Source organism: Pseudomonas hygromyciniae (genome assembly GCF_016925675.1).
GTDB lineage: Bacteria > Pseudomonadota > Gammaproteobacteria > Pseudomonadales > Pseudomonadaceae > Aquipseudomonas > Aquipseudomonas hygromyciniae.
Map to the genome: position 1 here is coordinate 170572 of NZ_CP070507.1, position 27000 is coordinate 197571.

34 protein-coding genes and 2 pseudogenes are annotated in these 27000 nt (G+C 52.2%); 2 read left to right on the plus strand and 34 right to left on the minus strand.

Translation table 11 applies throughout. The features are described 5' to 3' along the window. The first annotated feature begins 71 nt into the window (after positions 1-71). Positions 72-905, plus strand: coding sequence for a hypothetical protein (locus JTY93_RS28360; RefSeq protein WP_169990584.1), 834 nt, complete (start codon positions 72-74; stop codon positions 903-905). Positions 906-958: 53 nt separating this feature from the next. On the opposite strand, the gene traN is transcribed toward JTY93_RS28360, so the two are convergent. The 13 genes and pseudogenes from traN to JTY93_RS28420 all read right to left on the minus strand — a co-directional run bounded on the left by traN (position 959) and on the right by JTY93_RS28420 (position 12814). Then, on the minus strand, positions 959-2542 hold the full coding sequence (traN, locus tag JTY93_RS28365) for a conjugal transfer mating pair stabilization protein TraN (protein WP_205480064.1): 1584 nt from the start codon (positions 2540-2542) through the stop codon (positions 959-961). A gap of 29 nt (positions 2543-2571) precedes the next feature. Further along, positions 2572-3601, minus strand: a pseudogene (locus tag JTY93_RS28370) (IS30-like element ISShes10 family transposase). Between the two features lie 37 nt (positions 3602-3638). After that, positions 3639-5309, minus strand: coding sequence for a hypothetical protein (locus JTY93_RS28375; protein WP_205478264.1), 1671 nt, complete (start codon positions 5307-5309; stop codon positions 3639-3641). 173 nt (positions 5310-5482) lie between these two features. Beyond that, the gene (locus tag JTY93_RS28380; RefSeq protein ID WP_169990586.1) at positions 5483-5680 is read right to left on the minus strand and encodes a hypothetical protein; all 198 of its coding nucleotides are present in this window, start codon (positions 5678-5680) and stop codon (positions 5483-5485) included. 142 nt (positions 5681-5822) lie between these two features. After that, positions 5823-5954: a hypothetical protein gene (locus JTY93_RS29710; protein WP_262379181.1), complete on the minus strand. Its 132-nt coding sequence runs from the start codon at positions 5952-5954 to the stop codon at positions 5823-5825. Between the two features lies 1 nt (position 5955). After that, positions 5956-6162 (minus strand): hypothetical protein, encoded by a 207-nt coding sequence (locus tag JTY93_RS28385; protein ID WP_169990587.1) that lies wholly within the window; start codon positions 6160-6162, stop codon positions 5956-5958. A 799-nt stretch (positions 6163-6961) separates the two neighbouring features. Continuing rightward, positions 6962-7207 carry a hypothetical protein gene (locus JTY93_RS28390; protein WP_169990588.1) on the minus strand — a complete coding sequence of 82 codons (246 nt, stop codon included), beginning with the start codon at positions 7205-7207 and terminating at the stop codon, positions 6962-6964. 61 nt (positions 7208-7268) lie between these two features. Further along, positions 7269-7517: a hypothetical protein gene (locus JTY93_RS28395; RefSeq protein WP_169990589.1), complete on the minus strand. Its 249-nt coding sequence runs from the start codon at positions 7515-7517 to the stop codon at positions 7269-7271. 229 nt (positions 7518-7746) lie between these two features. Further along, on the minus strand, positions 7747-8163 hold the full coding sequence (locus JTY93_RS28400; RefSeq protein WP_169990590.1) for a hypothetical protein: 417 nt from the start codon (positions 8161-8163) through the stop codon (positions 7747-7749). 69 nt (positions 8164-8232) lie between these two features. Beyond that, positions 8233-10032, minus strand: coding sequence for a VWA domain-containing protein (locus JTY93_RS28405; RefSeq protein ID WP_169990591.1), 1800 nt, complete (start codon positions 10030-10032; stop codon positions 8233-8235). An 80-nt stretch (positions 10033-10112) separates the two neighbouring features. Next, the gene (locus tag JTY93_RS28410; protein ID WP_169990592.1) at positions 10113-11312 is read right to left on the minus strand and encodes a DUF3150 domain-containing protein; all 1200 of its coding nucleotides are present in this window, start codon (positions 11310-11312) and stop codon (positions 10113-10115) included. A gap of 77 nt (positions 11313-11389) precedes the next feature. Beyond that, positions 11390-12361, minus strand: a complete 972-nt coding sequence (locus JTY93_RS28415) for an AAA family ATPase (RefSeq protein WP_099168933.1) — start codon at positions 12359-12361, stop codon at positions 11390-11392. A gap of 93 nt (positions 12362-12454) precedes the next feature. Then, positions 12455-12814 (minus strand): hypothetical protein, encoded by a 360-nt coding sequence (locus JTY93_RS28420; RefSeq protein ID WP_047229952.1) that lies wholly within the window; start codon positions 12812-12814, stop codon positions 12455-12457. A 1808-nt stretch (positions 12815-14622) separates the two neighbouring features. Between JTY93_RS28420 and JTY93_RS28425 the strand changes: the two genes are divergently transcribed. Then, positions 14623-14817: a hypothetical protein gene (locus tag JTY93_RS28425; RefSeq protein ID WP_099168934.1), complete on the plus strand. Its 195-nt coding sequence runs from the start codon at positions 14623-14625 to the stop codon at positions 14815-14817. Between the two features lie 18 nt (positions 14818-14835). Here JTY93_RS28425 and JTY93_RS28430 read toward each other — a convergent pair whose 3' ends face one another. The 21 genes and pseudogenes from JTY93_RS28430 to JTY93_RS28525 all read right to left on the minus strand — a co-directional run bounded on the left by JTY93_RS28430 (position 14836) and on the right by JTY93_RS28525 (position 26924). Next, positions 14836-14976, minus strand: coding sequence for a hypothetical protein (locus tag JTY93_RS28430; RefSeq protein ID WP_169990593.1), 141 nt, complete (start codon positions 14974-14976; stop codon positions 14836-14838). 100 nt (positions 14977-15076) lie between these two features. Beyond that, complete coding sequence (locus tag JTY93_RS28435; protein ID WP_169990594.1) at positions 15077-15328, minus strand: hypothetical protein; 252 nt, start codon at positions 15326-15328, stop codon at positions 15077-15079. A 1-nt stretch (position 15329) separates the two neighbouring features. Further along, positions 15330-15635 carry a hypothetical protein gene (locus tag JTY93_RS28440; protein ID WP_099168935.1) on the minus strand — a complete coding sequence of 102 codons (306 nt, stop codon included), beginning with the start codon at positions 15633-15635 and terminating at the stop codon, positions 15330-15332. A 177-nt stretch (positions 15636-15812) separates the two neighbouring features. Further along, positions 15813-15992, minus strand: a complete 180-nt coding sequence (locus tag JTY93_RS28445) for a hypothetical protein (RefSeq protein ID WP_099168936.1) — start codon at positions 15990-15992, stop codon at positions 15813-15815. Between the two features lie 66 nt (positions 15993-16058). Further along, positions 16059-16265, minus strand: coding sequence for a hypothetical protein (locus JTY93_RS28450; protein WP_099168937.1), 207 nt, complete (start codon positions 16263-16265; stop codon positions 16059-16061). A 249-nt stretch (positions 16266-16514) separates the two neighbouring features. Continuing rightward, a complete protein-coding gene (locus JTY93_RS28455) occupies positions 16515-17042 on the minus strand; it encodes a hypothetical protein (protein WP_099168938.1) in 528 nt (175 codons plus the stop codon). Between the two features lie 319 nt (positions 17043-17361). Further along, positions 17362-17769, minus strand: a complete 408-nt coding sequence (locus JTY93_RS28460; protein WP_169990595.1) for a Rap1a/Tai family immunity protein — start codon at positions 17767-17769, stop codon at positions 17362-17364. 11 nt (positions 17770-17780) lie between these two features. Next, the gene (locus JTY93_RS28465) at positions 17781-17978 is read right to left on the minus strand and encodes a hypothetical protein (protein WP_099170541.1); all 198 of its coding nucleotides are present in this window, start codon (positions 17976-17978) and stop codon (positions 17781-17783) included. A 17-nt stretch (positions 17979-17995) separates the two neighbouring features. Further along, positions 17996-18301: a hypothetical protein gene (locus tag JTY93_RS28470; protein ID WP_205478263.1), complete on the minus strand. Its 306-nt coding sequence runs from the start codon at positions 18299-18301 to the stop codon at positions 17996-17998. A 327-nt stretch (positions 18302-18628) separates the two neighbouring features. Then, a complete protein-coding gene (locus tag JTY93_RS28475; protein ID WP_099170543.1) occupies positions 18629-19510 on the minus strand; it encodes a hypothetical protein in 882 nt (293 codons plus the stop codon). A 235-nt stretch (positions 19511-19745) separates the two neighbouring features. Next, complete coding sequence (locus JTY93_RS28480; RefSeq protein ID WP_099170544.1) at positions 19746-19994, minus strand: hypothetical protein; 249 nt, start codon at positions 19992-19994, stop codon at positions 19746-19748. A gap of 9 nt (positions 19995-20003) precedes the next feature. Continuing rightward, entirely contained in the window at positions 20004-20264 is a 261-nt protein-coding gene (locus JTY93_RS28485) for a hypothetical protein (RefSeq protein WP_099170545.1), read from the minus strand. A gap of 28 nt (positions 20265-20292) precedes the next feature. After that, positions 20293-20973: a VRR-NUC domain-containing protein gene (locus JTY93_RS28490; protein WP_099170546.1), complete on the minus strand. Its 681-nt coding sequence runs from the start codon at positions 20971-20973 to the stop codon at positions 20293-20295. A gap of 12 nt (positions 20974-20985) precedes the next feature. Continuing rightward, positions 20986-21193 (minus strand): annotated as a pseudogene (locus JTY93_RS29545) (type II toxin-antitoxin system PemK/MazF family toxin); the annotation flags it as partial. A gap of 53 nt (positions 21194-21246) precedes the next feature. Continuing rightward, a complete protein-coding gene (locus tag JTY93_RS28495; RefSeq protein WP_099170547.1) occupies positions 21247-21696 on the minus strand; it encodes a DUF6530 family protein in 450 nt (149 codons plus the stop codon). Between the two features lie 138 nt (positions 21697-21834). Continuing rightward, positions 21835-22410: a tyrosine-type recombinase/integrase gene (locus JTY93_RS28500; RefSeq protein WP_099170548.1), complete on the minus strand. Its 576-nt coding sequence runs from the start codon at positions 22408-22410 to the stop codon at positions 21835-21837. A 227-nt stretch (positions 22411-22637) separates the two neighbouring features. Next, positions 22638-23441, minus strand: a complete 804-nt coding sequence (locus tag JTY93_RS28505) for a hypothetical protein (protein ID WP_099170549.1) — start codon at positions 23439-23441, stop codon at positions 22638-22640. Next, positions 23438-24904, minus strand: coding sequence for a 3'-5' exonuclease (locus JTY93_RS28510; protein WP_076965334.1), 1467 nt, complete (start codon positions 24902-24904; stop codon positions 23438-23440). Before JTY93_RS28510 ends, JTY93_RS28505 begins: the two co-directional genes overlap by 4 nt. After that, a complete protein-coding gene (locus tag JTY93_RS28515) occupies positions 24901-25353 on the minus strand; it encodes a hypothetical protein (RefSeq protein WP_076965333.1) in 453 nt (150 codons plus the stop codon). The genes JTY93_RS28510 and JTY93_RS28515 overlap by 4 nt, the downstream gene beginning before the upstream one ends. A 393-nt stretch (positions 25354-25746) precedes the next feature. Beyond that, a complete protein-coding gene (locus JTY93_RS28520; RefSeq protein WP_076965332.1) occupies positions 25747-26526 on the minus strand; it encodes a matrixin family metalloprotease in 780 nt (259 codons plus the stop codon). Between the two features lie 14 nt (positions 26527-26540). Next, on the minus strand, positions 26541-26924 hold the full coding sequence (locus JTY93_RS28525; RefSeq protein WP_130898287.1) for a hypothetical protein: 384 nt from the start codon (positions 26922-26924) through the stop codon (positions 26541-26543). Positions 26925-27000: the final 76 nt, after the last annotated feature.

The window sequence follows — 27000 nt, forward strand, 5'->3', positions numbered from 1 at the left end:
AGCCGCTTGACTTCACTTGGGATCACCGCCGAAAACGGTAATCTATGGCTATCGAAAAAGGGAGTTTCACAATGAAGAACAGCAACATATCGATCCGTACTGGGTTCCTAGCTGTGGGTATCGCCCTCTTGGTCGGGTGCTCTTCTCCGCAGAAGGTTAAATCCGTGCAACTGCCCGATCCGCAGACAGTACCTAAGGAAAAATGGTCTGATGCGATGCACGTTTTGACTGCCATGAAGATTTCTGGCCAGCGTGACGTGCCGCGTGAAAAGGCTGAGTCGTTTGCTAGCACTGCACCTGGCAACACTGCGGCAGCAGGTGCTGATGCTGCTGTTGCTGGTGTGAGTCTGGCGGCACCTCCCAGCGGGTTTAGTGGAGGTGCTGCTGCGAGCGCAAGTCTCGGTCTTATGATCCTTGGCGGATCTAGCGACCCTTCGCATGCAACACAGGTTGTCGCCTGGGTTCCTGCTGATCAAGCGTCCAGCCCAGCGGAAGCATCGGCTCTCGCACTGGCGAAAGTAGAGGAAGCTCGTAACAGGGTGTTCGTGAAGGGCATGTCCAAGCTGCCAATGCATGTCGGTAAATATCCCGATGGTCATTCCCGGGCTTATGCCTCTTTGGCTGATAGCTACGCTGAGAGGCCCATCCCATTTACCGACGCACCATCCCCAGCACCCGAGTTTCTGAAGTCGGCCGCAGCATACGGACCCATCTTCATCCGCGACAATCAGTTCGTCCTGGACGCCTCAAAAAATGGGATGACGGTGTCAGATGCCATGCTTCTCGCTTCGCGCAACTTACCCGCTTGGATCTACATCTACCATCCAGGCCAAAAGCTACGGAACAACTCAATTCCAGCTGCTATTTTCAATCAGGGGGAGGCGAAGTACTTCATCGGTAAGTAGCTGACACATGAAAAACAAAGCCCCGCTATGCGGGGCTTTTCTATGCCTTAGAGTTACTTCAGATCTTTTTCATACTGTTTTTTAACTCCGTCTACATCGAACCCATTCAGTCTTTCGAGGTTCCGATCCAGGGTGTTAAGCCGTTTGGTCCCTTCAGATAGACCACCAAGGCCGCTACCGCCGCCAGTTACGTCCTCAAGTGAGACCGTAGAAGCAGTCGGCAGTCTTCCTGCCAAATTTAACATCCCGATCCACTCTGAAAGGTCGACACGAGTCCAATCCATCTTCGCCATCTGAGTTGGCGTAATCCCTTCGCAGGAAGGTGTCTTGGTCTCACCCCAACCGAGCCCCAACTGCTCACGAGCGGACTCCTGGATGATTCTCGCAACCACCGATCCAAAGCAGCAATATGCCTCCCTTTTTTCAACACAAGAGCCCAATACCTTAGAGGCACAGTAGCTTCCGACGAAGTGGCATTGGCGGGTTTCCTTTTTAGCGCCCAGCTCGAACTCCTTCTCTTCGCATTCCCATATGATGTTGATTAACAGATCGACAATCACATAAACCATGTACACCCAGCCGATAATATTCAGCACCATCGCAGCATTAGCCCCAAGGCCGGTAACCGCACCATCAGCACCGGTAGCAAACACAGCGTCAGCCGCGGCTCCTGCGCCCATTTCTACCATTGCATCGTAAGCCTTCTGCATGAGCCAGGTTTGCAACTTACTCAAAGCTGTTTGCTCTAAGGTGCCGCTGAGAGTCTTCTCGAAAGCGCCTGTCGCAGCATCTACGACTGTCCCCCACTGGCCCTTCACTACAGAAGTACCGGCGGCCATTACTGCGTTACTGCCGGCGGCCCAGTAGCCAGGAGAGAACAAACTACCTGTTCTGTTGAGTGCCTCAAGCGAACTAGTCATCTTGAGAGTATTCATCGTCAGGTTTACATAGTCGAAAATGCTAACGCTTTCGGGAGCTTCGCAGCAGTCGACATAACCACCAAGTGCCTTCTTGCACTCCATTGCATCGCCTTTGAAAATCTTGCACTCATTAGCCTCGTTGATGTCGGTACCGTCACCCCCACAATCGAGGTCGTGCTCTGCGAATTGAGCGACCTGAAGCATGGCAACGGCATAGGCGAAGTCACCGCTCTTCGTATTCGAGGTGTCAAAACATTCGCTACCCATACAGCGTGCCCCACCAGGACAGTCAATTTGGGAGCCTGTATTAACAATCGTTTCATAACTCGTGTCATAACCGCAGTCCCAAATCTCCTCAAAGGCATAACAACTACCGCTTTCACCTTTAGTGCCTTCTATACATCCCTGTGAAATAAACCCACAACTCGGATCTTCTTCATACTTGGTACAGGTGTTGGTTCTCGAAGATGTAGTTCCACACCCAGTAACTCTAACTTGCTCGGCTAAGCGTGAGGTACCTAGAGGACTGGCTTTGATCTGATCATAAAGGGGCGAGCCTGGGCAAATATGGACTCCTGCTATGGTTCCGCATTCGCCTTCACTTTCGACCCCCTTAGTCACTTTAATCGAGCCCGATGTACACTCGCCATTTAGAACTGCTTTACCCTGATTAACACAGCTTTGAGGTGTCCAGACATCAGATTCGATTTTAGACATGGCGGTTGCAGGATCTGAGTGCAACACGGTTATTGAATTGAAGCGGGAGCATCATGCCGCATCACCACGGCTTCTTGCATCACTTCGCCCATCACCTCGATCGGGCATTTGAAGTCGAAGCGTTTGCGCGGTCGCATATTCAGTTGCAAAGCGATGGCGTCCAGGGCTTCCTGACTATGCACCGACAAGTCCGTGCCCTTGGGCAGGTACTGGCGGATCAGTCCATTGATGTTCTCATTGCTGCCGCGTTGCCAGGGGCTGTGCGGGTCGCAGAAGTAGATCGCCACCCCGGTCCGCTGGGTGATCTCGGCGTGCCGCGCCATCTCCCGGCCCTGGTCGTAGGTCATGCTCTTGCGCACCGCCAGCGGCATGCCATTGAGCGCCGCACTGAAGCCCTCCAGCGCCGAGGTCGCCGTCGCGTCGGCCATCTTGATCAGCATCAGGTAGCCGCTGGTACGCTCCACCAAGGTGCCCACCGCCGAGGCATTGGCCTTGCCCTTGATCAGGTCGCCCTCCCAATGGCCTGGCATCAGCCGGTCTTCGACCTCCGGCGGGCGCACGTGGATGCTGAGCATTTCAGGGATCTGGCCGCGCCGATCGACGCCGCCAGAGCGCGGCCTGCGACTCGTCTTGCCCTGGCGCAGGCAGATGATCAGCTCCTTGCGCAGGCCACCGACCGGCAGGGCGTAGATCGCGTTATAGATCGTCTCGCGGCAGACGTAGGCCTCTCTGAGGCTGGGTATGTTCATGCTGCGCAGCTTGCCGGCAATCTGCTCGGGAGACAAACCCTCACGCAGCATATGGACGACCAGCTCGAAGCGCTCACTGCCCGGCAGCAGCTTGCACTGAGGCCTGCAGACCTGGCGGCGGACCTGCATCTGCTGCTGGGCAGCACAGGCCTGGTAGCGGGTGCCAGGGGGCCCGGTTGCGGCGCAGCTCCCGGCTGATGGTCGAGGGGGAGCGGCCGAGCATCCGGGCAATTCGCCGCTGGCTGAAACCTTGGGCAAGGCCGAGTTGAAGGGTCGCACGTTCGGGGATACTGAGTTCGTGATAGGACATAGTGGCAGCACCGTACCGGAAAGGTCAGGTGTTGCACTCAGTTTTTGCGGCCGCCCATTCTAAAACGAACCTCTCCGGAGAGCACAAACTCCAAATCGCCATCAGATTTGGTGTCCTGTATTTGTATTATTGCTTTTAACCCATTTTCACAGGTTGGTGCCTGTATTATTCTTTGATTGATCGAAGTATCGAGTATGCCTCCGAGCCCATGCTCTGGCCATAGACCTATTCCCATTGAGTCAATCTGACTAACCTTATCTGTGCAATATTCCTTATAATCAGCTTTGGATACACTCCCATTGAAAAGTGTTCCGTCTGAGGGTGAAATCGTTTTCCATGTACCAGCAACAAAATCAAGTTCAGCAGTTGCTATGTCTCTGCCGTTGGCAGCAAAACGCCCTACCAAAGCTTGTGAGGCTATTTTAATATCATGATTCACGCCGCAACTTTCTGCGCCATTCGTAGGGCACTGTTCATTTCCATTAGCATCCCTATAGCACTCCATCGGACCTTTGTAAAATGAGCACTCGGCACTCACTGTGGCCTTTTCACACAGAGGATCAATACTTGAGTGCGGCGAAGAGGTCATATCTGAACCGCAAACGCGAGCACCGTTCTTCTCAATACAGCCATTAGCGTCTACATCTGGCATGGAAGTGCAGGATATTTGAGAGTCTTTACAAAACCCATCATCTATCATGTTGAACATAGGCAGACGTTCTTTCGGCCCCCAACCGTTATCAACGAACGCTTTAGCCGGATCATATATTATTTTGATTCTTGCATACCCTTCACCGCGACCAGTAACGGACGTCCTGGTTTTGAACGTAATCACATCATTACTTTCTGTAAACTTGTCTGTTATGTCTGCGCCAGGAGATACATTCCAGTTAGTGCTACGCTCACAGCCTCCTGCCGTTTCGGGCGGAAACACTCCTGGTGTATGAGACCATAGCACTTTATCGTCAAACACAACTTCAAAGTAGTCGTCGAAAACCGCATTATCTACTGTTGCTGAAATAATTGAATCCTTTGCGAGCACCCTAAACCTGGTGTACTCCTCAAAGATCTTGCATTGCCCACTCCAGTAGTTATCACCTACGGTTCCTACCCAGATATATAAACATCCTACACCACAGGATTGAAAGTTAGGCTGTCCAGATACATATTCGACAACGCCCACTTTATAATCATGTGTGAATTCGACGCTACCGCCTTGATCAACCACGCGCTCGCAGGTTTTGTAATTTGCAACATGGGCGTTTTTGGTTACCGTTTCAAAAACATCTGTTCTTTTACAATCTGAGAAGTTTTGCTTGAAGCCGTCCATAAACTCAGGGGATCTAACTTTATCTGCCTGGTTAAGCATAGGGTCTTTCGAGAGGTCCACAGAAAGTCGGTTACCGCTGTCGATTAACGTTCTATAAGCATCGCCTTCGGCCGAGCTCTCGGATTTAAGACGAGTATTCGCCTGGATCCCCATATCAATGGTCTTTACATCGTCCCCGTAAACCTTTTCCAGTGATGCTGTATCTCCAAGATCAGGGAACAGATCCTGAAGAGTAACGGAGGCGTCGCCACCATCAAAAGCCTGGAGTACTTGTTGGCCTACTGACTGCCCTGCTGAAGACCCAGCCGTCACTGCGTCAGCCCAGGCCGTGAACGTCATACTGTTAAGGTACAACCCTATAACAGTCACGTTGACCATTCGTCTCAGTGTTGTTTTCAATGGTTGTCGCATCGATCGCATGTCCAAAAATGGGGATGCTTCGATGCTATGTGAAGGTCTGAAAGTGATGGGTCGGTTTCAAGCAACAAAATCGCCTGAAAAAGCAAAGCCCCGACTGGTGGGTCACCGGCCGGGGCTCGCTATATTTTTGATCATGCCTCAGGTGCTACTAAGACCTGGCCATCACTCGGAATCAGGTGGTGAATAACCGCCCATGATTTTACGAACCGGGTATCAGGATCGGAGGATGAAACCGTTCTGGCGATCTGCTCGGGGACTTTGAACACCCGTCCAGACTCGACCATCAGTTCTTGAAGTTTTTGGCAAAATAGTGCGTTTGCTGCGGTCATGTTCAACTCTCCAGGTGTGGGTGATCCCCGGAGCCCTTCACACGGAAGGACTCTGGTGGATCACCCACGGAGGGTGACCACGCAGCAGTCTAGCCGAAGCTAGACTTTAATCCGTTCACTGGGTCTACCCATGCGGGAAGACTCAGTGGGCCTTGATGTTCGTGCCGTGTTTCTTGTCGAGACGATCAGCGACCACATAACCAATCACACCGGCTAGAGCCAAAACGCTGACAACCCCTACGATTGCGTAAACAAGCATCTGCATCGAGTCCATTTCATTCTCCTTTCGGATTTCTTAACGCTGTTACCAAGGATACCACCAAATCGGCGATCATCATTACCACACCAAGCACCAGACAGAACGATACGACAAGCGGATGCGTCCCTGGTGTAACGATGGAGACAAAAGCAGCAGCCAGTAAGCTGCAGCCCACGCCCATAAGTGAAGCCTTGATCCAGTCAAAAAGTATTTTCTTGAACATATTTTTTTCTCCTCAAAAAGACGAGGAGCCCCAACGGGATTCCCCGTCAGGGTTTAATTATCTCTAACTCCAAGCCATTCGGTTGAACTAGAGGAACAACAATAAAGCCGTTTTCTTGCGAATAAATCGCATACGTTAATTTCGACTCTTCTGCCAACGATGATGCACTGCGAACAGCGTCAATTGCGTTTACATGAAACATCGCAAAGACCTCCTTCGAGACAAAGACTTAAATAAAACCAGAAGCTCATGAGCTCCGTGTCTTATTGAATCAAAGCACGCGACGTGCCTAGATTATTTCTTCGGCATTAAATTGCTAAGCAATTCCAACGCCGGCATCTATTGCCTTAAAGAAAAGTTGAATTCCACCAACAACAATTGCGAAAAGAACGATGATAGTTTCATAGGCATTTCCGTTAGCAAGATATGCAGACGGAGCACTACCCTGACGGGAAGAAACCTCCCCGCCGCGGATTTTTATTCACAAATAAAACCAAAATCCAGAAAGTTGGATATCGATAAATTAAGTGCTATTTTTTTAGCCGGTTTGAAAGCGTGGCTCTGCTTTTTGTGCCTCACCCTATAAATGATGAGAACACTGCCTGAACGCATACACGACTCAGGCCTTGGCGGACATGCTCATGCATGGCGCTAAGTTCAAAGCACAGAGGGATCTGTACTGAAGGGGTTCTTGAAAGCTCGACCCTAGGCCAGCTTTGTGCCTGCGATGATACCAAACCGATAATCTTTAACAAGACATAGAACAAAAAAAGGGGACCCTAAGGCCCCCCTTTTACACTTAAAGCCCACTCGGTGAGAACACCTTATGACCACGTTTATTACGGAAACGATCAACAACCATCTCCATTGGTTCTTCCAGCTTTATCGGCGGAAAAAAACCATGTCTCCGCGAGTGCTTCAGGTATATGACTCCTCCTGTTGACAGCTCCCACAGGTGAACCTTTGTGTCGCCTTTTGTAACCCAAGCCTTACGGTCTACCGAGGCCTGACCTTGCAAACGAGCAGCTTCAAGGATCGCGTTCATCGACTTCTCCATATATACGACAGGGAGAAGCCCCTTGGGGGATTTCTCCCCCATGGGTGGTTTATTTAGAGCGCCGGATTCGGCTTTCGAGCTTCAGCTTTTCCGGTGCTACTGAAAACCAGTAGCAATCCCAGTCCAGGAATATGATTGCCCCGGGCCGAAACTCATCGATCTCACGAACGAATCCAAGGATTGTCTTCCCCTGGATTTCGAGTCCGTACCCATTTATCACCGTTACGGTATCGCCAAGCATGAAGTCGCATGGAACAGGCGCGACATTTGCCATTTTTTCTTCAACAAACCTTTGCATTCCCGATATCCATTTTCATGGAGAACCCCGCCGGGGTTCCCCGGTAGGGTAATTTGCAGATTGCGTTGGCTAGCTCTTCAGCGTGCACTAAGGCGTACGCGCTTCGCTCCTGAATGTCTTGGCTTCGCCGGCCTGGGCATCCTTATAAGCATCCATCTGATTGTCCTTTTCAACGAAACGCAGAAAGGGAGAAAGCCCGAAAGGGGCTTTCCCCCCATCGGGCTTCTATTTACTTAAACAGTTCTTTGACTGCGATTTTCAATGTTGTAGCGCGCACATCTTCGAAGTCGCACATCATTGCTTCACAACATACTCGGAAGCTGAAGGGATGAACTTCGTCAGAAAGTACCCAGTCCATCGCTTCGCGCCAATTCTGCTCACTGACCTGAGGATGGATGATCTGCCTCAGAGTGATTTTCAGCAGGTACTCCCGCATCCAATCAACGTAATCTTCAGTGATTTCATCTCGTGCCTGCAGGGCTTCCAGCTCAGCGTCAGACATCTCCAAAATGTCGAGAAATCCAAATTGAACGACTCGCGCGAGGCTTGCCTTTCTCCGTGGTTTCCGCTCAAAAGAACGGCGCTGAATAATTACTTGTTCCCCAAACAGATCCAGCAGGGGCAACGCAGTCGCAGTATTTTCCATTTCAGACCTCCTCAAACCGACAGAGGCCTCCCACTAGGGAATGCCCCTAGTGGGTTGAATAGTTATTTGTTAGGCGGCTAATGCTTCGCGGACAAGCTCAAAGAGCGAGTTCTTGAGATTCGCAACCTCCCCAACAGCACGGTATTGGCTGAACAATGCTTTCAGGATGTGCTCCTTGGCATTTCCGAAACCAAGTCCAATGACTTCGATGCCGCTGACCTCACACCGCTGAATAAACTCTTTAGCTGCATGAGTAGTGCCTGCGTTCGGTTCCCCATCCGTTATGACGAAAAGAATCTTCTTCTCGCCCTTCGCACGAAGAACTTCAACAGCAGCCGGCCACAGTGCTTGCGCAAGAGGCGTAAGGCCCTCCGACCTCGCACCAAAGCCACCTTCGCTTACCGCCCTGATCAATCGCTCTTTCGGGCTCTTGATCAATGCGCAGCGCTCAACGCCATCGTTCGTCTTGTTGGGAAATGACATCGCGCCGGTTGTCACCAGCGGAAGCCCTTCCAGCGCGCTTAGGACCGCATAGACTGCGGCTTCGGCCTGATCCATCGCAGATTTCATACTCCCCGACTTGTCGAGAAGAATCTGGATAGATGCAGATTGACGCTCTGCTCGAGACTTGCTTCTAAACACCCGCGTTTCGCCGCCTTTCATCATGGCGATACGGCCAGTGTCGATCCGCTTGCCCTGCCGCTTCAGCCGAACACGGCAATCGACATGCGCCTGTAACAGCCCATTGAGGCACTGTCGCAAACCTGCCGATTGCTCGATGCCCAATTGCACACGGCGGACGCTCGCTTCATCGGATCGGTTCCTCCCCCTCCCATCCAGAGAGAATGGTCGGACCGGATTACCGTCGCGCACTGCATTACGGCCTAGCAACTCGCCCGCCTTGTCGCCTACTTCCGAGATCAACCCTTTCAGGTCGGCTTCAGTTGCATCCTTGGCCTGCTCGCGCAGGTTGCTGGCTTCTGGGGAAGGTTTGCCGCTGCCATTGCTGGAATGCGAGGTTACACCGGCATCGCTGCCGCTACTTGGTTGGGATTGGTCTTGGGGCTTGGAGCCGGACTGGCCTCCATCAGATGTTTCCTGCTTGGATTCGGGTTGCCCCTCCTCTTTGCCTTGATCATCTGAACCCGCACCAGCTTGCTTAGGCTCCTGATGCTGATCGCCTCCACCCGACTGTTGCGAGTCCTGAGGAGCACCCTCAGCACCTTGCTCGGGCTGCAGTTGCTCATCTCCCTGCTCATCCTCTTGCGAAGGCAGCAGGTCGATAATCGCGTCCACCAGACCGAGAACATCTGTTGTGCTCTCGCACGCCAGGGTGTTCTTCACCAGGGTAAGAATCTTATCCGTAAGGTCATTACCAAGAAGGGTCTCCATACGGGCCAGGTAGGCTTTTGCTGGAACCTCAAGCTGCGGTTCCTGGAGTAGCCAGTAACCGCCGTAGAGAATTCCGTTGTGAATCACATGAAGCGCCGGGCATTCATCCACCTGCTCAGGCCGAAACGGCTCAAGCAGAACCTTTCGATTCAGGTAGCGAATATCCGGCTCAGTACCTGGGTACTGATCCATGCTCAATCGTTCAATGCGTATGTCCTCAAGAATGTTCAGCAGATTCTTGCGGAAGGGTGTCGAGCATGAGTCGCGAAAGCAGCCCATGTCAGTGTTGCGGACATGGGAGCATTCGTGTGCGATGTACCCGAAGGACAGCGGCAGATCGTCGTCAGTGAATGGGACGAATACATTTTTTCCATCTGTCTTAGCCTGGACGCCCTCAACATGCACTGTGACCCCAGTTAACTCGGCCAGGTGCTGTGCGTAGATCGGCAGAGTGCCGACCAGGGATTGATTGCTCATCGTTTATCTCCTTTCTCGCCACCGCAAAAAGGAGTAACCCCGCGAGGAGGATTACTCCCACGCAGGGTTTGTTTGTGATGTCAGAACCAGAATGTGCCGAAGGGCATACCAGGTTCGGACGAATTGATTACGAAGAGCGGATCTGTCTGCTCCCCTGGAACGGACTCAGCAGGATCAGCTACCTCGAATGTTGCAGATACTTCGTTGATGCTGTCGTGACGACTCGGACAAGCTTCGCTTACGCCCAGCTCCTCCTCATCCCTCGATACAGCGTCTGCGGGTACCTCTGCAGCTGGTACAGCAACAACAGCAACGATGTCGATCGAGGCTTCGATCTCTACTGCTGCGGGAGCCTCAGTTTCAACACCAGCCGGGACGGCCGACTCAACTGAAGGGAATGCTGGAACGAAGGCCATCGATACATCTTGATGATCGTTGGCAATGTTCAGGTTTTTGATCAGCCGCTTGATAGATTCCTCATCAGAGAGGGCCGACACAAGGGCTACAACGCTGTTGTACTGAGAGCCATTAACCGCACCCGACTTTGGGAGAGCCGCTAGGACTTCCTCAATGTGTCCAGTTAAGGCTTGGACCTCGCTGGACAGAAACATCAGGCCGCGGAGCTTGGCGTTGATCTTCCGTACAGTGTTCAGCGTCGTTTGCGTGACATGGCCACGAGTGGCCAAGCCTGTTTCAAGCAAGCGCTCGGCTGTATCTGCCGTCTCAGCGTACAGCTGATCTGACAAACCACGGACCTGAGTACCCAGCGTGTTTGAGAGATGCTTGTCACCATCTGGGGAAACACGGCATGCCGCGTAACCAAAGTGCATCCCAGCGTCTACCTGCGCCTTCGGTGTTACCGAGGTGCGGATAGCGTCACGCCACTCCTGCTTCTCCCAGCCCTTATTGATCCACTCAGTGATCCAGCGTTCGTAATTGGGAAGAAAGTTATTTTTCAAGTCGTAGAATTGCGTTTTGAGCACTTCCAGTCGGTCTACAACCTCCTGAATTTTGTCCTGAGATACGGCATAGCCACCCAGAAACCTCACGCCACACTCTTCCACTACTTTCGTAGCCTGCCGTTTGATCTTCTCGAACGGTTTTAGCTTATCTGGGTCGATTACACGCATCGATCCCAGAGAAGCCAAAATTGTAGGAGGAATCTTACCCTCCAGCATTTCAGGCTTTAGTTTTTTCCTAGCAGTCCATAGATGGATGCCGGAAAGATCGACCAGCAATAGTTGGTCAAGGACTTTGATCTCACTCTGTTGAATGGACATTTCACGATTCTCCTTTCTCACATGCATGAAAAAGGGGGAATCGCGCCCTTGGGGGGGAGATTCCCCCTTAGGGTTTTTTACACAGCAGCTTTCCAATCGCCACCGAATACACTTTCGGCGATCTTACGAATTGCTGTCTTCTGAACTAGATCGCAGCGGTTGAGCAACGATTCATCCAGTGAAAGTTGAAGGGGATTAGACGCGCGTTGATGAGTGTATCCACAAGAGATACGCCCCCAACGAAGCAATGTCCGTGTGGACATTGTGACGCTCAGGTAATTACCACCTAATCCTTTATGCTGGTTACGAATTGAGTTCGCAACCTTAACCATATTTTTTGCCATATCTACAGGTAGCATTGGCAAAGTAGATATTAAGGTTTGTACTTCATCAGCTTCATCAAGGTACGGAACCTCAAGGACTCTGAATCGATCCAGCGATGCCAAGTTCTGCTGCATGGTGCCAGCATATACTCCTGAAGCATCACCCTGCCCTGCTGTGTTACCACAAGCAACGAACCGGAAGTTTGGATGCGGCTTAATGACCTCACCGTTATTTTCTGCAATCACCAAGGGCCTCCCCTCAGTAACAGCATGCAAACCCACAGTAACTGCCGGATCAAGGGCGTCATATTCATCGATTACGAATACGAAGCCATGTCGCATTGCTTGGGTAAGCGGCCCATCCACAAACTTCGTGTTTAGGTCACCACTTACCGGATCGGTGACAGGCAGGTTGTAACCAGTAAGCTCTGGCATTTCCATTCGGCTATGAGCCGAAACGGTGATGCAAGGCCAATTGAGATGGGCAGTGATTTGCTCGACGAGCGATGACTTACCAGTCCCCGTTGCGCCGATGAGCATGAAACTATCCCCAAACGGAGCGTAAAGCCAACCCATGAACGGCTTGACCAACATCTCGCGGAAGAAATACTTTCCGTTCTTCGGAGCGACGTGATGCATCCACTGGTGCCCATCAGCAAAACCAGGCGCTTTCGCGTTGGTATTGAATCCGAACTCACTCATTTCAACATGTGCGTTGAATTGCATTTTTTTAATTCTCCATTCTCGAAAGCAGTAGCCCAAGAAAAGGAGAATCCCCATAGGGGAAGACTCCCCCAGTGGGCGATTTATTTGTGCGGTTTACGCAGCAACTACTAGGTCGATGACAGACAGGCTGTCTTCACTGGTTTTTTTAGTGAAGCTTACGACTGGTGTGAGCCCGTGATAAACCAACTCGGCACACAACGAATGCATCATCCATGGCGGGCAGCTGACCAAAATGGTAGTTGCTCCAGTCTTCTTTGCTTCAGCAAGGGCAATTTCAGCAAGGCGCATAACACGCTTTGCGATACTTTCCTTGTTTGGCAGCACCGGGAAGAAAAGGAGATTACGAATCTCCTGGAATTCCTTCCAACTCGTTAGATCACAAACCCCGAAGGATTCGAGTTCACGTGTAGTTTTAAACTTGGTCAGATTAACGACGACGTTGGTATTGCTCATATTCTCAACTCCAGTTTTCAGAGCGGAGAAATCCCATACGGGTTTCCCCGCATGGGTAGGTTTTTAAGCTGATTAGAGTCGCAGCTAACGACCCGTGCGTGGCACGGACAAACATCTACGCTCATGCGTGGATGATTGATTCTGGGGGGTAGCATAGGTCAAATGGACTTACGCATACTTGAACAGCCCCGATCGGGACTGTGAAGATTCTTGAGCTGCAGTAGCGCGCAGCTTACGCACCTTTCGGCTGACCAATGATGCCTATTTACAGTGTGGCCTGCAAGCTTCTAGCATCACGCAAATTTGCGGCCTAAAGACCTTCGTTCCTCGCTTTAGGTTGCCCAGAAATATTGAGCCTCCACAGCTAAAAAACCCCGCTTACGCGGGGCCTGTTCCGGTCAAATGTCGTCGTAGTGATCGCGCAGCCAGGTCAACACCCGGTAGCCTTGGGCGACCTTGATGAGCGCGCAGAAACTTTCCCACGCCGCACGGCAACTCAATTTGAAAAGACGCATAGGCGGCTTCCTCAAAAAAGAAGCCTGGCCCCGCCGCCCTTACCGGGCAAGGCAGCGGTTCTACTGAAAGGGGTCAGCGCTTTCAGCGAGCCAGGTGTTTGTCGGCCCTTCCCTCCCGGCGCGTTTTCCAGACGCGGTGAAGGGGCCAGGGCAATACATGCCCTTGGATATACGTAATACCGCAAAACAGCGGGAAGAAAAAAGCACTTTCGCGCTTTTTTGAAATATAGAACCCCCCTATAACCATCCGTCCGGTTTTTTCTTGACGCGGCCCTGGCATGACGTTCTAGTCAATTTCCACAATCACAGCTCAATCCGTCTATATCGCCCGTAGTTACGCGGGGTTCCAAGTCGTTCAGCATGATTTGAATGATGCAAATCAACGCCGAATTCGCCGTCGTGATTTGGGATGAAAGAAAAAACCAACCACAAACGGAACTGCTTAGCCATTGCTAAACGGTCGAAACGTAATTTATGATCGATTCGTCAGCGCTTTCAGCGAACCGCATACCGAACTCCAATTCTGTAAGCACAAATAAACCGCCCCTCCAACGGCGGTTTTTTTGTGTCTTAACTCCGCCTCGGATTCGACACTCCGCGCCCAGCGCTTTTGCGAGTGCCAAAAAAAACCGCCCTGGCCTAAGCCAGAACGGTCCAACCTATCAGCCTTTACTGGTCATCAAGACAGTCTCGCAGCATTTCGTATACGTGATGAACACGCACACAAACCACCACGAAGTCCCACGCACGTTTCAAAAACTTAAACATGCTGCGGCCCTCCAGTAGTTGGGCCTAACCTCCAGTGCGCTTATCGGGATACGCGAACCTTTGGGATAACACGCTAGTGTCCCCTGTGAGGCGGCAGGGCTAAGGGCCTCCTGCATAAAACCCGACACGGATTACTAGCCCGTGGCAGGAGGTCCAAAATTCTCGCGCATGCCCGGCCAACCTCAAAGGCTGACGAACGCGGAACTACTAGCAATATACGAACAAAAACGGGCTTTGTGTTGCGGCGGATGGCCTCAATGAAGCCCAAAAACGCACACATATAGGCAAAAGCCCCAGCGGCCGGGCGTTTGCCGGGTATGGATTTTTTCGAGAAAGTCGCCCGCTGATCATTAATAACGATTATTTATTTACGCTAAACCGTAAACTCGATAGGATCAGCGAACGCTAGTGTTCCCTGTGAGCATGCAAGCCCGGCCACTAACCGGACCTGCAAAGAAAAACCGCCCTACTAAGGCGGTTTTTTTTCGTCTGAACTTTCTCCGTTACGCCTTACACGGAGTCGCTATGGCTATCACCCTGGAGCTGTCCGCCTTTGAGCTTGAAACGCTGGCTGACTTCCGCCGACTGCACGCTGAGTACCAACGCACAACCTCCAGCACGCCCAGCCTGGAACTTGACAAACTGTACAGCGCAATCAGCACCTCGGCGCAGATCCTCGCGGAAACCTTGGACAAGGCCGCCCGCGCCCATGGCGTGTAGCCAACGGCTATCAGGCAATCACTGCTCAAGTTCCTGCAGGCGCGCCCGGCCGGTGTTGTCGAAGGCGATATAAAGCGCTTCAAGGTCCGCCGGATTCAGGCCGCAGATGACCTCCAGGCCTTCGGCGTAGCCCTCGGCCCGTTCCAGGGCCAGGCGCACGGTGCAGGCATCCTAGGCAAGCTCCAGGCGCTCCAAGCGTTTTAGCGCGTGGTCACGCACCAGGGGCGGCAGCGGCCCCCGGCCAGTTGATCGGCGGCGCTCATGCTGGCACCGGGCTAACTGTGTCTAGCGCGGTTCGTAGCACTTGCAGGGGGTAACGTTCGCCGCGAATCAAGTTCGGGCACTTCTCTTTATGCCAGGCAAACGTAATCGCCCTGGCCGCGCTGTCGAACGGTTGACGCCCTTCGCAATGCCGGCATTCCAAATAACGTGGCCCAAGTACCCAGTCGCGCGCCCAGTCTTCAACCAGGGCGGCAGCGTAATGCGGTGCGTTACTGTCACGCGCGCTCATGTCACACCGCCAGGGCGGTGCAACCGGAGCGCCATTCCTTCCAACCGCTCATGGCGTAGGCCTTGGGCTGGATCAGTTGTTCAAAGGACTGCGTGCCGGGGCCCTCCAGGCCGTCCAAGTAAGCGCACAGTTCGCTCAAGGCCTCACCAAAGGGCACTGGGGCTTCGGCGCTCAGGGTGGCATTCAGGCGCTCGTTCAGGCCGGCGCCGAGCGCCTGGGGCAAGTCGTTGAGCAGCTCGCGCACCTGGGCACGGGTCAGCAGCGGTTCTTCGTAGTGGTCGAAGGCGGATAAGTGAGGCGCTGGCATCGAGGTCGCTTCCTGTTTCGAGTAAGGGCGAAGATTGCGTAACACCACTCCAGGGGGTTCTGGTGTGCCACTCCAAGGGCGTTATGGTTTCCGCGGGCACAAAAAAAGGCCCCAACACTCGGGGCAAGTGTGGGGGGCCTGTTTTACACAAGTGGCGTATTGTTAACGCCGATTCACTCAGTATATCGGCATCAATGGCGGTTCCCCGTCTTTCTGCCAGCCCAGATGGTATTCGGCGTACTGATCCGCACCGTCCTGACAGACGCACACGGCCAACAGCGTCCAACCATGGGTGATGTAGCTTTCGGCCTGGTGATAGGTGACCTTGATCAGCTTGCGGGTGTCTTCAATCGCCATTGATGCAACTCCTTGTGATGGTGGCCTATTGTAAGCACAGCGGCCGAGGTGGCGGAATTCCTTTGGTTATGACTGCTCGGCGACCTTGAATTCGCGCACGCGGGCTTCGGACCCCTCGCGGGCATCATCCAACAGTGTCAGGCGCTCGGTTTCAGTGATCGCGGCCACGTCATACAGCGCCTCGGCATAGGCGCGGGCATGTTCCTCGGTGCGGTCGATGTACTGTCGATTCGCCTTGGCGATAGCCAGCACCTTGCGCCGGGCTTGATTCATGTACAGCGTTTATTCGTGGTCGGTATAGGTCGGCATGGCGGGGGTTCCTTTCTGTTCGGTTCGTAAGGGGTTTCGAAAGCGCGTATGACGGGGCTCCATGCTTCGTTTTCCATGTCATTTCTCCTTGAACAGATCAGTGGTGGTTCGTCAGACAAGAATCGGCAATTGGTCGGTCAATATTCCGACTCCGCTTAGCTTTGACCTCCAACCGCAGTGCGCCACACCTTCTTCGACAGATCAGGCACTGCGTCAGAATCTATTTTGCGACCTGAAAAGCGTGCTGATAGAAACGGCCAGACGTTCTTCAAATGAAGCGTTGTGATGGATGCTACCGGGACTGTTAATCTGAGCCGCGAATTTGTTTAAGCCAGAGTGATTTTCAACGTATAAGTCCCCCACAAGGTGGCGAGGCACTCCGAGGCTGACCGATATATTGATAACCTCATCAAAATCCTCCGCACCATCTTCAAAATAGCCAGGATACCGAGGGACATACCCCTTTAGCTGTCCCTCATAGTTTAGAGCTATAGACTCACCAAATTGAATGAAAACAGGCTTCTCATCAAACCTATCATCTAGTTGACTCAGCTGAACCATAGCGCCCTTAATATCGTCCAGGCGTTTGAAGGATTCAAAGATGAATGCCTCAGGAACCCCAAACTTCCTCGCAACCATCGCAGCCTTGCGGAGATTTCTTTTAATTAAAAATTTGTATATGGCTTTGCCAATCACTACAACCAACAATATTGTGGTAACGAGGCCAATGATCTCAAACATAATTTCCCCCTAGTCCAGATCTTTTGGTTGTCACACTTGCGATTTCCTATACGTCTTCGTCGTTTGGATTTAGTCTAAAATGCCACGCCAACAGCCAGCCCATCAGCCCGGCAAACATCCCAAATATCTTTGTCGACCATAGGGACCCTCGACCTCCAAAATTGCAAATTTGAAGAACGCCAATTGCAGTACCCACGCAAGGACTCCAACGGTTATTCCGTGCCTTGAGGCAATTTTATAAGTGAGGGTGGCTAACACTGCGAGCGTAGCCAGCCCGATGATTGCGTGACTCAGTAAAATCGGCATGGCGTTTTCATTGTTAGTTACAGGGATATGCAGACCGCATGAAAAGGTAGACGGCTGCCGTACTTTGTTGAGCTTTAAGTTCATTACTCATTTTGCGATTTGCCCACCCCATAAACCCATCGACCAGTGACTTGTTCGTCACCTGATCTGGAATGCATATAGGGCCGCCCCGCTTGAAAGAATGCTCGTTGAAGGCATCCGCAAATGTCCAAGCGTCTCGCCAGATTTGAAACTGCACATTGCACAGAAAGACACTCGCCACATCGAGTTCGCTGGCTTTTGCTTGCGGAATGCTCACCGCCTTGCACGCGTCTACTAGACCTTGCCCTGTCGACCAATCGAAGCCCGACGCGACGGCTGGTGTAGCTCCCGCCAAAACCGATAGTGGACCCAGAAGCGCTAATAATCGAAATCCCTTCATGACTCGTTTTCCTAAGTGTTTACCTGATCCCAAAGGGGCTGAACATGCTCCATGACCTCTTCTATCGAGCGGGTGCGTCGCTCAGCCTCAAGCAATGCTTTTGCGGCACGGTGCGCTTTACGTTCGCCCATCCAAAGCATGACAAAAATGGCGATTGCTATCACTGATAAAACAAGGGCTGCTGATAAAGTGAGTACGATGGGTTCCATTACTTTTTTCCTGGATTTCAGTACGACGAGCAGGTCGTATAGCCGTAATTGGTGATGCAGTTGGTGTTTTTAGGCGTGTACACCGGATTCTGGGGTGCTGAGATGGAGGGCTGCATCGTAGCGCCTACTCGATCCGCCACTGTGGCCAGATCCGCGCACGTCATTTCCATAACCGGGCGATCGGCCTCACCCACTACGATGGTGCCGGCTTGTGCCAAGCTCGCCTGGACCATGCTGCCTAGCTTTGCCTGGTCGTACAGGTATTGGCTGGGATAGCCCTGAGTCTGAAAAACCACGTAATGGTTAAATTGGTTGACGCTCATCAAATGCTCGCGCTTGCAGATACTGGCTTGAGCGACGCGCGTGGCGATGTGATGGTAATCGGATTCGGGTAGTTGGGTTACGCAGCCACTAAGTGCTAGCGCACTGGCGAGTGTTATAGCGATCCGTGTCATTTTTGACTTCTCTAAAGCTGTTCGATTCAGCGGGCAGAAAGTGCCCAACTCCTACTGCAAAAGGCCCAATCAAGGGCCGGTGGTGTCCAGCGATTTCCGTTCTATCAGTGATTGTCAGGAGAAGACCTTTTTAAACGGCCAGGAATGACCTGATCATCTGACGATCATTGAACGACAGCACAGCGCGCAGCCTCATCAGCACCAAAGAACTGGTCGCGGCAAGTTGTTAGGATCAGCTTCTAGCCTCGACGCAAGATCCCGATCAGACACACGGCGCAACGCCTCAGCGGCCACAAACTGAGCGCGCATCGCAAGTACCATCAGCTCGATCCGGGTCATGCCGTGCGATGCATATCGGGTACCGACATAGTCAGGGAAAAGCGCGATAGCGCCGCGAAGGCGATCGTCGTGCGCAGTCGATACCTCGCCGATCAGCGCTTCGGCTAGTTTAACAAGGTGGTGCGACAATTTGCGGTATTGCGCCTCGGTCCAGCCGCGCGCGGCAAGTGCCCCTTTGAGCGCCAGTTCGGCGGTCAAGCAGATCGTCTGTACGGCCGCGTCGATATCGATGTCACCGGCAAGGATGCGAGCGGTCGCCGTGAGGGACGAGCGCGCGTTGGCGAGTAACTGAGGTGCATCCCCAGTCCCATGCTCCAGATCACTGACCCCATAGGCGAAATCCCACAGATCGGCAACGCCATAAAAGGCACGCCAACCCTGTTCTGGATATTGTTCGAATATAAATTCCAGCTCATCACGCGGTATCTCGATGCACTCGATGAGGTCAACAGAGACGGATCCATATCCGATGGCGATTCGAACCGGGTACATCTGGTCACGCAGCGCCACCCCGCCTTTGAGCATCGCTGGCATCGAGAAATCACCTTCGGGATAGAGCGTATGGTAGATCGCCATGAGCGGGTCCCACATCGCCTTGTCGAACACATCGCCGGAAATGCGGTTGGCCTTCATCCAGGCCATCGCCACGTGAAACGGCCGCTGGTGCAGTTTCAAGCCCTGCGTGATCAGTTCTTCGTCGCGTTGCCACACGAACTCCTTGTCGATGGTCTTCGTCATAAAACTTCTCCTCTCTGGGCTTAACACGGGGAGATGCGTTCAAAATGAACGCAACGATCCTGGACGCTTGAATCGTGCCTATCTCTAAGGCCTCGGCCCCGGTTTGCGGCCGGGACTTGGGGTGTACCTGGTCGTTTTCCTATACGTCGGCGTTTTAGGTGAAGTAGTCGCAAAATGCGCGAGCTACCAGCGCCGCGTTCTCGGTCGTAGGTTGGAGAAACCGAAGATCGTCACCCTAGGTTGCGTCGCCTCCGCAGCAACCGCGCTGACCGAAGGATGTGCTGGATTCACCAAATTCCCGGTCAATTCGCATGTACTCCCCCTCCGACAGCTCCAGGTGCGGAGTGAGTTCGCCCCATAGGAAGTCAACCCCGTCCAGGTCGCCTGGGTCATGCGCCTCGATCTTGAGTACACGGTTGCCGATCAACTCGATCTGATCGAGTACCACCATGGTAAAGGGCCAAAGGCCTTCGGGACGTTTCACGGTATTTTCCTAGATCCGATCATCTTTATAGGCCCACAGGCAATGCCAGTGATTAAGCGAGCCAAATGAGGCATTGCAGTCAGCAAACAGTGTCATGAATCGAGCTCTGAACAGCGCCTGGTTTTCGCGGGTATGAAACTCCTCGCTCAAGAACGCACCGATATCACGATCAATACGCTCTGCGCTTTCGGTGTCTGCTTGCTTCCGAGCGGCGATGTAATGCGCGGCAAGCGTGCATGCGTCCTTCACCAGAGAAGCCGGAAAAACCACTTCGTTTTCTTCAAGCTCTGGCTATGCGTCATTGCTTTAATGCTTTCAGGCGGACCACCCCGCAGTCAAAACCCATGGGGGAAGCAATTCCTCCTGCGAACCGCAGTTGGGAGTCCAGAAGCTTATCGCTTGTCTTTACCTCTACAAGTTTCATGGCCCCGCTCTGAATCACGATCAGGTCTGGCCATCCAGCACGGTACTCATATGGAGCTGCCGAGAATGCCAATAGGATGTCAGCCAGTTTGTCACTGCCCAGGTGATCGAATAACTCCAACATGAACGCTTCCTTCACCCTCGGGAAAAATGCCGCGAGTCTCGAGCTCTTGGACAACTCGTTCACGTTCCGCGCAAGTGCATCCGGGGAAATGCTCCTGACGGTGTCTACGATCTCGGATGTGTGCTCCGCCAGAATCGTCATCTGCGCTTCCAGATACCTGTTAACTGCATCGACCCGATCGCCAAAAGAGTTCCTTGCTGCCAGCGTTTCCAGCGCCGCAGCTTTCATGAGCAAAAGGACAGACCCACCTTCGCAATAACTCACCCTTCCGCCGCTGCTGGCAAACATCTGGCCGACAACTTCCTCTGGTAACCCGGCCGGACCTCCATCTAACGACCAGAGGCGCTTGTCATGCTTCTGCGCCATAACCTCAGTCAGTGACCAGCCGACATTTGCACATTGATCAGAAAGCGTGATTTTCTGCTGTGTCATTTTTTTCCTCTGCTATTCAATCAACACTTGAATGCGGGCCAGCACGTCGTCCATCACCACCTCGGGTGACCGATTCGACGCGCTTTGCTCCTCGGGCCTCAAGATCAACGGTGCGGATCTGATTGCACAGCACGACACCTTGCGTCTCAGTTCCTGAACCGCTCATTGGCACAGCAAAACCGGCATAGCGGGCAAAATCACCACCTTGTATGACGGGGCTCCATGCTTCGATTTCCTGAATATGAAAACCAGTGGACAGATGTCCGACCCTTTTTAAATCTTCCCAAGCTTTTTCAACGCTTCTACCAGCCGATCCAGACTCACATCAAGATGCTTTTTGTTGGCCACGAACTGTTCCTTCATTACACCTAAGAGCCGCGCTCTGTCCGCATCACCCTCTGCAAGAGACACATTGAAACCGCTGGTGTTTGGCAGATGGTCACCACTAGCCGAATACTGCATTGCGCTACATACAAGTGTTGCAAGATCGAAAACTCGATGAACCGGAAGCTCTTCTGATTGCCTTGACCATTTCCCCTCTTTTTCATCGCCGGTGTGTCGCCAAACCTTGGCGGATATTTCTGCTTCTCCAGCCCCATTCCACTGTGCAATGCCAACCGACAAACCTTTAGCATCCGATTTATTCGCATGCGGGCCATCAATTTCGTCGTAATTTTCAAGATTTATGAGTGGTATATGCTTCAAATGCGTAGGAATTTTCAAAAATCACCTATATTTCGCCTATCTGTTTTATAAACATTACTAAATTTACTAAGGTTTGTAAATTAGATGTCCAGCAGGATTTTCTTTGAACGTGTGTATCCCCTACCGTGCGCAGGCTCTGACGCCATCGATAGCCGACTAAAGCGCAATCTCAAACGCTCGGCGTATCACAATCTGGTCAACGCTCAAATACGGCTTGCTGAGATCGAGGCAAGCATGGCCAAGGATGGTTTGCACCGTCTCAACACCCCCCGTTGCAGCCAGTACCTTTGCCGCCAGTGACCGCCTCCCGCTATGGGATGAGCCCTGCTTGATACCCGCCTGGCGGCAGAGCCTGGTGATTGTCTGTTGCAGCGCATCACTGGCACGGTAGGCCACCGGCCCGCTGTCTAACTGGCGATGTTTGAATGCCAATTCAAATGCTTGCCCTTCGTGGGTCATGACCAGCTTCGAATCTGGGCTATACCGTCGGTACTCATCCGCACCAGAAAGCCCCCAACAGCGCTGATACCGGACAACCAACCACGCATCGAGCGCGGCGAGGCATTGGGCATGTGTAAGGTACACATTGCGCGGGCGGCAGCCTTTGGTGATGTCTGCTCGCAAATACACCTCGGGCTTTATAGCACCGCTGGGATACAGCACGTCGCCAATCTCCAACAAGGCCAATTCGGTGACGCGAATGCCAGAGGTGTGAGTGAGCCACAACAGCATCACGTCACGCTCCGGCAGACCGCCAGTGACGGATGCAACGCGGATCAGGTGCTTAAATATTGTCCAGGGCGGAGGGAAGTAGCTCGGCGGGGTGTCATACGGGCTCTCTGTCAGGATTGCACGGGAATCGTGCTGGATCTGGAGAGAGTCAGGCAGTAGCCTCCTGACAAGGGTATCAGCAAGCCCCGCCTGGTGTCAAGGAAAGTTAAATATCCCACTTTGGGGTTCTATACATGGCCACGTGCTCCATCCCAGAAGGATTTGAGATGGAAAAAAATCGCTGGGAGCAAGATCAGAACTACGCTGCCACAGACCGATAACGTCACCACCGTTACTGCGCCGTTGAGTGCGTGCCACATACCGATCTCGAGATAACGTGCCACAAGATCCGCTGACCTGATGATGTACTTCATTGCAACGCCTTCCCCTTGGAAGGGGATCATCTGGAGCAGTACAACTAGGCCTCCGAAACCGATCGTGACGATGGCAAAGCCCTTGAGACCTAGGGCGATATCGGCTGTACTTGGGATCGCGTGCATCGAAATAATCATCACGAGCAATGCAATAGCGAACCCCTGCAATGAACTAGTACCCAGGTGGACGACCGATGCAATGGTACCGGTGGCCACAGCGCCTATCCAACCCAGCAATGGGACCAGGCCCTGGTCGGGAATGCTTAGCTCGTATGCTTTGCCTAAGGAGACAACGGCTATTGCGCTCCCGGCCAACAATGGGGCTACTCCTTGAAATAGGAGGCCAATCGAGTTGCGCAGAGAAAACGGACTGTAGGAAAACTCAACGTAGCCAAGCTGCCCAGTGATCGCATCTGGCGCAAATAAGGCAAGCTTCCTGATTCGAAGGCCGAAGAGCACGCATGCAATCGCGTGAGACATCTCATGTACCGGCCCACCAATGATTCCAGTGCTCCGATAAACAACCCAGGTCTTTGCAGAAAACCGAGAGACCAATCTACCCCAGAGAAATATCGCACCGGCCGACACAATCAAAAGTGCGAGGAAGAGGTAAATCATGCGCGCTGCCCCGCTGTTGCTTCCATCTCCCGGCGGGCCTCAGCGTGACTTTTCTGAATCACGACTTGGGTGATTGTGTTGATCACCAGGACCTTCTTCGCCCTCGTGGCTGCGACATAGAGCAAATTCAGCTCATCAATACGCTGATCGGGGGTGATCTTCTCCTTATCAAAAATGTCTGGGAAATCTTCTTCAAGGACCACCACATCCCACTCCAACCCTTTCGAACGATGGCAGGTGCTTACGATCACATCAGCGTCAAGCGGATCATCTGTTGAGTTGCGTCGTAGGGCTGCTATCAACTTCGGTATGTCCTCGTGCTCTTTGAGTATCCTGAGCATCCGGTTCATCTCGGCATCTTTAGATTCCTCAGCCGCTTCCGAAAACCCACCAAAGTCACTGAACTGCCCGAACAATCGCTTGTTGCGAATCTCCTCCTTGCGGCCAACTTTCAGATAGTAAACATCCTCAAGGTCGGCAATCTGATATGCCTCAATCCCCCCATTCCAGTAGACAACTTGACCGTCAGAGACTGCGTCAATGGCCGTCATAATCACACCAATCACCGTGCGGTTGAGAACGGTGTAGTGGCTACAACCAAAAGGCAGCGATGTCGTCACCTTGTCCCGGGCACCAAACCCAACCAGGGGACGAGTTTCCCCTTGTTGTCTGAGGATCGCATTTGCTACGCCGGCAATCATCGGACCGAACCGGAATGAATTGGTCAAGTACATCGACGCCGCTCCCTGTACGATCTGCGTATCAAGGGCGTTCTCAGCGCCCCGCCAGCGATAGATCTGCTGCCATTTGTCACCAACAAAAATCTTCCTTGCCTTTTGACCCGACACGATCGAGGCGGTGACAGGGTTGCTGTCCTGAGCCTCATCGAAAAGGATCACGTCATACGGCAATTGCGGGTAGCTCAGTTGGTAGAGTTTTAGGTAAGCATCATGCTGGCAGGGAAATTTGCTCTCGATATCGATCATTTCCTCCCAGAGTAATTGGGCATAGCCTAACGTCCGGTCAAGATGATCAGCTCCGTGCTCAGCGGCATCCTCTTCGCTGATTCCAGCAAAATAATGTGCCTCAGTAATTTCAGCATCTGCGCTCGACAGATAGGCGTTAAGCACCGCAATGGAGTCCCTTACATCTCCCCATTTTCGAGTCTTGAGCAGCCCTGAGGCGTCTGTCAGACGAATGTTCCCGAGTTTATGCTGATAGCTCTGGCCAAACTTCGGCCAGGCCAATTGGTGTGAAGTCTTACAGGTGACGTTCTTTGGAAATTTCTCTGCCCCTTCATCCCGAATCGCACGGTTGTACGCCAGATAGAGCATGCGCAAGTGGCTGTGATGGTTGGCATAGGCAACAAGCGTTGTCGTCTTGCCGCATCCGGCATAGGCCTTCACCACCAGATGGTCACCTTGGTATTCGATGATGGGGAGTTGTTCTGCGGTCGACTTCATTGAGGCGACTCCATTCTGTTTTTTGCACATTTACCGCCGTAGATAGACAGCGCTGCTAAGCACCAGAACGAAAACACGGCATCAGTCAGGTCGCCCATTGGGAGATAGCGACCAACCAGAGCTACCGGATCTGTCACCACCAGGAACGTCGCATACCCTGCAACGGCATGCATTCCGAAGGTGCGTAAGACCGCTGCGATGAGAAGGGCAAATAGTGCGCAAGACACCAAGCTATGCGTGGAGTTGGAGCTTGGGGCGAAGTGGGTACAGGCGACGACTATGCCGACCGCTACTGCCATCAAGCCAGCAGTGTGACGGCTGGATATGGAACGCAGCTCTTCGCCGCTGTGCCTGAACGTAAGAATCATGACCGCGTGCGAGCCGATGCCTGCCAGGTAGTCAATGACTGGTGATCGGCATATCGCCGGAGGATATTTTTCGCTGGGCATGTGAGTCTCCTTAGGTGAGGAGATCGTTTCATGCAGGTCGCGGGGAAAGGTCTGGTTTCGGGCGGTTTTTTGGTCTGAATTACGCAGACGCCGCCCCAGATCGGGGCGGCTAAAGGGGGCTTACTGTTTGCTGGTGAGCCTAAGTACCTTGCGTCGATCGTCCAGCCCCACCAGTTTTCCGGTTGCCCCCGCCACTCATACTCTTCATTGCAGCACCTCTGACAGCAGGAGAGAACTACTGCCAATTCGTATTGGAAGAATTAGTAAAAAACGAGATATCTCTTCCGACCTTGGTTGCAATGAATTCGAATGTTTTGCATGTATTTCGGAAGCCTGCAAGGCTCCAATCCTGCGTTTTGATCGAAAGCAAGAGACTGACTCATTTATAATCATTCAGAGCTCATCATGATCATCATGAAAATACTCAACATTCTTGTTGAGCTTTTTACACGAATTTATGAGTTGTGCTTGATATGCTTTATTCTTGAAGCCATACATACATGCTATGGCTATTTTATCCAGAGAAGATGGAGTTTTAGGCGGTTCATAATAAAACTTAGATGTGTTAGGGCGACACCTCTGCCAATGCATAATTGAGTCTTGGTCTTTTTCAGTGACGCGGACTAGCGACAAATTAGTCTCTTCGCATCCCTTTACTGGTGATTTCATTCCGACAAACTCATGTATCAATCCGAGTGCATGGCCAATCTCGTGACCTAAAACGAAATCAATTATAGTGTTATTCGGGTCTATACTTACGACACTAGGTGGGCCATTCCAGGGAAATGTAGCGCGTCCAGCAACTTCCCCCCCGGTGTCCTCGTTCGGCTTCACTGTCGCGTATGTGAAGCGAATATCGATGTCGCTATTTTCCTTAATGCATCGCCCGTCCTCGTATTGAGAGTGTGTGAAGGTGAGATTGGCGTATTGAGTCCAATCGGTCAGCATCTTGTCAATTTTTCTGACAAGTTCGTTGTGACTGTATTTATTCTGCGGAAATGAATTGCTGACACAATAAGTCAAGGTGTGACCGAGAAGTTTGTTAAACTTTATGGATCTGCCGATTGAATGACTGATGGGGTCAGACTCAGTAAGTCCGGCTCTTACTTCCACTGAATGGGAGCTGATGACTATGGTTGCGAGTAAGATGGCGAAAATAAACTGTGATTTCATTCCGTAACCCACCTTTAGTCATTCTTCCAAGCAATATTGGTGATTTTAGCATCTGAAGAGTTGTAGCTGACCGTATGAGTTGTCTCACTACTATCAATAATTGAGAGTTTGTAAGTATCTCCGGTACTATCTGTAAAATACAAATTAATGGAAGATGTAAAACCAGATTTTGGACCTTTTCCGACAACCGTTATCTCATAGTTGTAGATAGTCCCATCAATCCTGGTCAGCTTTATAGACTTAACGCAGGCTCCGCTCTTGCCCACAATCACGTCCGATATATCATTTGAACCATTTATAGAAACATAATGGCCCAATTGAAGTCCGGTTGGGCATTGTGCGTTTGAATTCTCTCCAGGAGAGTTGCAAATAAAATCATCATACTGCGCTTCGCTCATGATTTAGGTCTCTTCTCTTTCTGAGTCTGCTTTAAGGCCGCGGGCACCGGTTCACGGCTGGTGACTCTCAATCCTT